Raw genomic sequence first — 7,458 nt, forward strand, 5'->3', positions numbered from 1 at the left:
TCATACATAAATACTGATTGACATGCTGTTAGCAGTAGTCACTACTCACCCGCAACGTAGGTCGCGGTTCGTTCCACGACCCGTTGATATTCGGCGACAATTAGGTCGGCGGCGAATCTGCCGGCGGACGCTAGGCATCAACGTACATGCAGGGAGACAAGGCGATGGCGATGAACGATATTGGTCGGGCAACCATTCGGGCGACGATCGCAGGGTGGGACGAAACCGGGAACACGGGCGCTGCGGGTCAGCCGCAATATGGTCTGATGGATGCTGGTCCAACGGCAGCGACCGTTGCCATCGCATCGCTGGGTCTGGCTGATCCGGAAGCGGCGGGCCAGTGGCATCTGGGCAAGCTGGGCGATATCGCCAAGATTTGGGAAGACTATACCGGCAAGGGCGTGAAGGTCGGCGTGTACGATTCCGGCGTGCAGTACGGCCATTACGATCTAGCATCCAATTACGACGCGAGCCTGCACGTCACGATCGACGGCAAGACCTATGACGGGGACTATTCGCCTCTGTCGGGCGCGCACGGCACGTCAGTGGCCGGACTGATCGCAGCGGCTCGCAACGGCGTCGGCACCGTGGGCGTCGCCTATGACGCTACCCTGACCGGGGTGAACATCTTCGACCCCTATTCGGGCGGCAAGCTGAACCCCGGCATCTATATCAACGCCGCAGACGACAGCCTGTTCATCGAGGCAATGCGCCAGACGAACAAGTTCGACGTCGTTAATCACAGCTGGGGCTCAACTGCCAGCCTGTATGGCAGCACGTTCAGCCGCGGCGTCGAAGGTACCGGTGCCTATCAGATCGCACAGGCGGTCACCTATGCCGCTGAAACCGGACGTGATGGCCTCGGTACCATTCAGCTCAATGCGGCCGGCAACAACTCGATCGACGCACAGGGTGATTCCAGCCACACCGATCGCCACTGGATTTCGGTTGGTGCCTATCGCGAGGTCGACGGACTGGCGTCGAACTACAGCTCGCGCGGCGCCTCCCTATTGGTGTCCGCGCCATCGAACGATCTGGCGGTGATCGGCGGTACCGGCGTCGTCGCCACCGACCTGCTCGGTAAGGACGGCTATAACCTCATCGGCGATCCCGGCGGGCGACTTGACTATACCGACCAGTTCGGGGGGACGTCCGCCGCTAGCCCGATCGCGGCCGGGGTGGTCACGCTGATGCTAGACGCCAATGCCGGTCTGGGCTGGCGCGACGTGTCCAACATCCTCGCCAATTCGGCAAAGCTGCCGATCGCGTTCGATCTGCAGGCGCGCAACCTTGCCTATACCGATCCGGTCGACGGTTTTTCGGGTACAGCACGCATGAACGAAAGCCGGTTCGTCGTGTCCGGCGCGGGGAGCAACACCCAATCGAACGGCGGCGGACTGCATTACAGCACCGATTACGGCTATGGTGCGATCGATGCTTTTGCCGCCGTCCGCATGGCGGAAGTGTGGTCGCTATTCGGTGATGCGAAGACGAGCGCGAACGAGGTCCATTATGCTTCTACGGTGTTCGAGACAAACCTTTTATCCGGGGGCGACAGCACGATCGATTTCACTACCGCATGGGACCGGTTCGAAGGCAATCAGGTCGGGTATGAATTCGCGATTACTGATGCCGATATCGATCTAGAGCATGTCGATATGACAATCACCTATACGTCGCTGGTGGATTTCACTGAATATGGCCTGCCTGGCCTGTTCCCCTATGACTTTGGTGCTAATCGCCTAAAGCTGACGGCGCCGGACGGGACCTCGGCGTTTGTCGATACGCTACAGGGATTCGGTCTGAATTCCGCCGAGCGGCAAAGTTTTACCTTCGGTTTCGCGAATTTTCGTGGCGTCAGTGCGGTGGGTACGTGGAAAATCGAACTCGAAGCGACGAACAACGGTGTCACGACCATTCATAACGTCAAGCTGGACCTGTACGGTTCTGCTCCGACTGCGAACGACGTGTTCACCTATACCGACGAGTTCGCAACGATGGCGGCGATCGCCGGCGAAGCGGGTCGGCGGACGCTGGTGGACAGCGACGGCGGGATCGACTGGATCAACGCAGCGGCGGTGACCAGCAACGTGTCGCTGTCGCTGATCGAGGGGACGTCGACCAGCATCGGCGGGGCCAGCTTCACCATCGCCACGGGGTCGGTGATCGAACATGCGGTGACCGGTGACGGCAACGACACGCTGACGGGCAACGCACTGGACAACGAACTGCGCGGCATGCGCGGCGACGACACGCTGTTCGGCAATGCGGGCAACGACCGGCTGTACGGCGGTGCCGGCAACGACCAGCTGTTCGGCGGCGTGGGCAACGACCTGCTCGACGGCGGCGCCGGCATCGATTTCCTGAGCGGCGGCGCGGGCGATGATATCTATGTCGTCGATACGACCGACGACCAGATCAGCGAGTTCGGCGGCAGCGGCAGCGACACCGTGCGTTCGTCGGTATCGTGGACACTGGCTGCGGGACTGGAGAACCTGACGCTGACCGGCAGCGCGGCGATCAATGCCACCGGCAATGCCGGCGACAACCTGATCGTCGGCAATGCCGGGGCCAACCGCCTGTCAGGCGGGGCGGGCAACGACACGATCGCGACGGTGGCTGGTGCGATGCTGATCGCGCCAGGCGGCGGATCGGACACGGTCGATGGCGGATCGGGCGTCGACACGCTGCACATCGGCGGGGTGCGCTCGGACTACCAGCTGCTGACCAGCGGCGAGCGTACGTTCGTCGTGAGCGAGCGCGGTGCGATCGAGATGACCGGCGTCGAGCAGGTGCAGCTGGGCCATGGTGGCACGACGACGCTGGCGGGTGCCGGTCTGACCGCATTCGACGGTCTGGCCTATATCGCCAGCTACAGCGACCTGCGCGTCGCGTTCGGGGCGGACGCGGCACAGGGCGTGGCGCATTTCACGACCTTCGGTTTCGGCGAAGGCCGCAGCCTGACGTTCAATGCGCTCGACTATATCGCATCCTATGGCGATCTGATCGCGGCGTTCGGGACGGATGCGACCGCGGGTGCCAGCCACTTCATCACCTTCGGCGCGACCGAAGGGCGCAGCAGCAGCTTCGATGGCTGGGCGTATCTCGCCTCGTACGGCGACTTGATCTCGGCGTTCGGCGCGGACGAGACGGCAGCGGCGCGTCACTATATCGAGTGGGGCGTGAACGAAGGCCGCGGCACGACCTTCGACGCGGCGGCCTATGCTGCGGCCAATACCGACCTGTTGGCGACCTATGGCAATGACGGGGAGGCACTGGCGCGTCACTATGTGACGTGGGGCTATGCCGAAGGCCGGACGTTCGGCGTTGCGGCGGCTCCGGCCAATGCGGCCGCGCCGACTGTCGTAGCGGCGGCGACGTTCGCGACGAGCATCGCAACCCCGGCCAACGACGTCGCGTCGTTCGCCGACGATGCCGGGCTGTGGACCGATGCCGGCTTCCACGGCCTCTACACCGACGCGTTCGGCTTCGCCTGACGCGCGACCCGAAGCGGGCCGTCCCTCATCACCCAAGGGCGGCCCGCCGGGATCGCAGACGCGCTGGTTGCCGGTCGGCAGAGACCGAACCCGCGATAGCTTGTCGATCATGTACCGTTCGGCATCGGCGATCTGTGTTACCCACAATTCGCGTACCGTCCGACCCGTTACGACCCTGCAGGATCGCGTCGTTCCATCCAGCGATATCGCCGTGAAGTTCGAACGTCGGGCGACCGCCGTTACCTTGCGTCCAACCGGTGATCGCGCGACTATCCGTGCAGGATCAGGAGGTTTCGTGGCGAACGATTTTCCGCAGGGCACGGTACACGAAGCCGGTGATGACCTTCGGACCGCGTTGCGATCGGACCCGGCGGTGCTGCGGCGCTGGGAAAGTCTGACACCGCTGGGCCGCAACGAGTTCCTCTGCTGGATCGAGGATGCGAAACAGCCGGCGACGCGCCAGCGCCGCATCGAACGGACCTTTGACGAGGTGCGCGGGGGCAAGTAGCGTCCCTGTTGCTGGGTGGGCTGCATTCATCGCACCGACAAGTTGCTAGGCCGCTGGCAACAGGCGGTGCTGATCGACCGGAAGGCGAGGGACGGCGGCTAGCGTTGTAGGTTTGATGAAGCCGTTTTCGGGATCGCACGTACGGCCGGTCCGTGGCGTATCCGTTGGAGCGGTTCGGCACTCGGAACATGGTGTTCCGGCGCCCCTGCGAAGGGCATGCTGCCGATGTCTTCGAGCGCATCTTCCTACCTACGGTGCTTGCGACCCAGCTGTGGCCGGACGATCTTGAATGCGGTGGCGGGGCGGTAAATGTTGCGCCGCTTGGAAGCGGGGCATCTGTCCGCGTTCCCTTCCCCCATCGACACGTAGATCGGGATCGCTACAGATCGCCGCCATGCGTTTTCTGCCGACCTGTCTCGCCGCCGCCGCCATGGCAACCCTTCCGGTGCATGCGACCGGAACCCCCGCCGCGCCGCCGTCGCGCCCGACCCGTGCCGCGCCCGACGCGCTGGCCGATCTTCGGGCGTGGCTGGCACTGCCCGATGCGCAGCGCAGATTCAATGCCGCCGCGCTGACGCGGCCGCTCGACCGGGCGAACGCTGCCCGTGCGCTCGACCTGTTGACCACCGACCGGCTGCGCACGCTGGCGACGGACGATCGCAATGCGGTGGCGGCAAAGGCGATCACGCTGGGCGACCGGACGCTGCGCTGGGACAGCAGGGTCTTCGGCACTGCCCCTGCGGGCGGTCGCAGCCTGTGGATCTCGATGCATGGCGGCGGCAACGCGGCACCTGCGGTCAACGACCAGCAATGGCGCAACCAGATCCGCCTCTACGAACCGGCAGAGGGCATCTATCTCGCCCCGCGCGCGCCGACCAATACGTGGAACCTGTGGCACGAAGCGCATATCGACCCGCTGTTCCAGAAGCTGATCGATGCGCAGGTCGCGATCAACGGCGTGAACCCCAACCGGGTCTATCTGCTCGGCTATTCCGCCGGCGGCGACGGCGTGTGGCAACTGGCGCCGCGCATGGCGGATCGCTTCGCCGCCGCTGCCACGATGGCGGGGCACCCGAACGAGGCGACGCTGCTGCCAGTGCGCAACCTGCCCCTCGGGGTGTTCATGGGCGGGGCGGACGCGGCCTATGACCGCAACCGCATCGCCACCGAAAAGGCGGCCGAGCTGGTCCGGCTGCATGCCGCCGATCCGGACGGCTATGTATCGATGGCGCGCATCTATCCGGGCCTGCCGCACTGGATGAACCGCAAGGATGCCGAGGCGCTGCCGTGGATGGCGCAGTTCACGCGCAGGGCGTGGCCCGACCGGGTGGTGTGGGTGCAGGACGACGTGACCAGCGACCGCTTCTACTGGCTGCAGATTCCCGACCCTGCGGCGGTGAAGGCGGGCGACCGGATCGACGCGATCGTGCGGGGCCAGACGATCACGCTGACCGGGGCGGTGCCGGCGGGGATGATCCTGCGCCTGTCCGACCGGCTGCTCGACCTCGACCGCGCGGTGACGGTGCGCGTCGGCGACCGGGTGGCGTTCCGGGGCAGGGTGCAACGCACCGCGGGCGCGATGCGGACGTCGCTGCTGGAGCGCGCCGACGGGGCCAGCGCGGCGTCGGTGTTGCTGCGGCTGCCGTAGCGCGGCTTTCGACCGGCTTGCATCATGATCTGGCGCAGCGGAATGCTGTCGTTGCCCTTCGGACACGGCCCAGCGGCCTCGCTTCGTTCTCGCATTCTGCGCCGGGCCGAAACCACGCCGTGCGATGACGCGACCCGATCGGAAACCACACTTGGCAGGGTCCGTCAGCGGGCGACTTGCACCACTACGCCCGTTTCCACTGTTGCCCATGCCCGATCGGTGGTGAGCGCGATCCGGCCCGTCGCGCCTGCCGCCGCGAGACAGGCACGATCGCCCAGCGACAGCCCGATGGTGCGCGTTGCCATGCGCAGCCGGCCGGCGCGCATCGCCTGATCGTGATCGAACGCGACGATGGGCAGGTCGAGTTCGGCGATGCTGTCGGTCACGACGTCGTCAGGAACGCCGCGTTCCTGCAGCTTTGCCACGACTTCGGACAGATTGACCGCCGATACCGCCGCATGGGGCAACGCCGCCTGCACCCGCTCGGCCCCCGGCTCGCCCAGCATCAGCGCCAGCAGCGCCGACGCGTCGATCATGTAGCCGGCGTCACTCACCCGCCGCCTCGGCACGACGATCGGCGATCAGTTCATCCGACAGGCTGACCCCAACAGGAATATAGTCGCGCAGCCGCGCCTGAATCCGCGACACCGCATCGCGCAATGGCCGGACATGGATTTCGCCGTCGACCATTTCGAGCAGCACCGTATCGCCATCGCCCAGCGACAGCGCGCGGCGCATTTCAACCGGTAGCTGCAATCTGCCTCCCGAAACGAGTTTGCCACGCTGCACGTTCATGCCGCTATACTCAAAACTGTATTTCAACAACATGTATACATTTAGCATAATGTCGACGTAAGGCAAGCGTAGATTAGGGTATAGCTAGACGAGACATTAAACTTGGCACGTTTTATCCGTTCGATCAGGGTAGGTCACAGCCATATTGAACATTCTTCCGACATGGTTCAGACCCTGTTGGAACAGTTCGGAGAATATATGGCATTGTTCGGCTATGCCCGCGTATCGACGGTGGCGCAGGACCTTGCCGTGCAGGAAGGGGCGCTGCGCGCAGCCGGTTGCCAGACGATCCGGTCGGAGAAGCAGTCGGGAGTGACGCGCGCCGCGCGTTCCGAATTGCAGACGTTGCTCGATTTCCTGCGCGCGGGCGACACGCTGGTCGTAACGCGGATCGACCGGCTCGCGCGGTCGATGAAGGATCTTCAGGATATCGTTCACGAACTGAAGGCGAAGGGTGTCGCATTGAAGGCGACCGAACAGCCGATCGACACCGCCACCGCCGCAGGCAAGGCGTTCCTCGACATGCTCGGCGTGTTCGCGGAGTTCGAGACGAACCTGCGCCGCGAACGCCAGGCCGAGGGGATTGCGGCGGCCAAAGTACGCGGCGTTTACAAGGGCGGCAAACCGCGCATCGACCCTGAGGCGATCAGGGTATTGCTCGCCGAGGGCATGAAACCAGCGCATATTGCGCGGAAACTTGGGATATCGCGTGGTACCGTCTACCGCTTTCACACGGGCACAGCGCGTGGCGGGAGCATAATAATGTAGGCGCGCGGGCCGCATGTTGCGGTCGAAATCGCCTGCCAGAGGCACCCGTTCCTAGAATTATCGCGAAACTTTCTTGCTGATAACCGTTGACAGCTCGGTTCATGCCCCCTAATTCCCAGCAACCGCAGCGGTGACGAACCAGTCGCCGTTGCAGCCACAACAGACACGGCACGCCGACTGCCCTTCCTTAAGAGGGGCAGCGAAGCGACGCCGGTTTTTGTTTGGTTCTTTGACATTGTTGA

6 protein-coding genes are annotated in these 7,458 nt (G+C 64.3%); 4 read left to right on the top strand and 2 right to left on the bottom strand.

What is annotated here, in order from left to right; genetic code table 11:
- Window positions 1-170: 170 nt before the first annotated feature.
- The 3 genes from IFT55_RS16145 to IFT55_RS16155 all read left to right on the top strand — a co-directional run bounded on the left by IFT55_RS16145 (window position 171) and on the right by IFT55_RS16155 (window position 5,653).
- Complete coding sequence (locus tag IFT55_RS16145; RefSeq protein ID WP_192093380.1) at window positions 171-3,497, top strand: S8 family serine peptidase; 3,327 nt, start codon at window positions 171-173, stop codon at window positions 3,495-3,497.
- Window positions 3,498-3,792: 295 nt separating this feature from the next.
- Window positions 3,793-4,005: a YdeI/OmpD-associated family protein gene (locus IFT55_RS17735; RefSeq protein ID WP_342029335.1), complete on the top strand. Its 213-nt coding sequence runs from the start codon at window positions 3,793-3,795 to the stop codon at window positions 4,003-4,005.
- Between the two features lie 394 nt (window positions 4,006-4,399).
- Window positions 4,400-5,653 (top strand): alpha/beta hydrolase, encoded by a 1,254-nt coding sequence (locus IFT55_RS16155; protein WP_192093381.1) that lies wholly within the window; start codon window positions 4,400-4,402, stop codon window positions 5,651-5,653.
- Window positions 5,654-5,817: 164 nt separating this feature from the next.
- On the opposite strand, the gene IFT55_RS16160 is transcribed toward IFT55_RS16155, so the two are convergent.
- Entirely contained in the window at window positions 5,818-6,207 is a 390-nt protein-coding gene (locus IFT55_RS16160) for a PIN domain-containing protein (protein WP_197976505.1), read from the bottom strand.
- Window positions 6,200-6,409, bottom strand: coding sequence for an AbrB/MazE/SpoVT family DNA-binding domain-containing protein (locus tag IFT55_RS16165; RefSeq protein ID WP_249403886.1), 210 nt, complete (start codon window positions 6,407-6,409; stop codon window positions 6,200-6,202). The genes IFT55_RS16160 and IFT55_RS16165 overlap by 8 nt, the downstream gene beginning before the upstream one ends.
- A gap of 237 nt (window positions 6,410-6,646) precedes the next feature.
- Here IFT55_RS16165 and IFT55_RS16170 point away from each other — a divergent pair, with 237 nt between their 5' ends.
- The gene (locus tag IFT55_RS16170) at window positions 6,647-7,216 is read left to right on the top strand and encodes a recombinase family protein (RefSeq protein ID WP_192093383.1); all 570 of its coding nucleotides are present in this window, start codon (window positions 6,647-6,649) and stop codon (window positions 7,214-7,216) included.
- The last annotated feature ends 242 nt before the right edge of the window (window positions 7,217-7,458 follow it).

Origin of the sequence: Sphingomonas sp. CFBP 13720 (assembly GCF_014842075.1) — a bacterium.
Taxonomy (GTDB): Bacteria; Pseudomonadota; Alphaproteobacteria; order Sphingomonadales; family Sphingomonadaceae; genus Sphingomonas.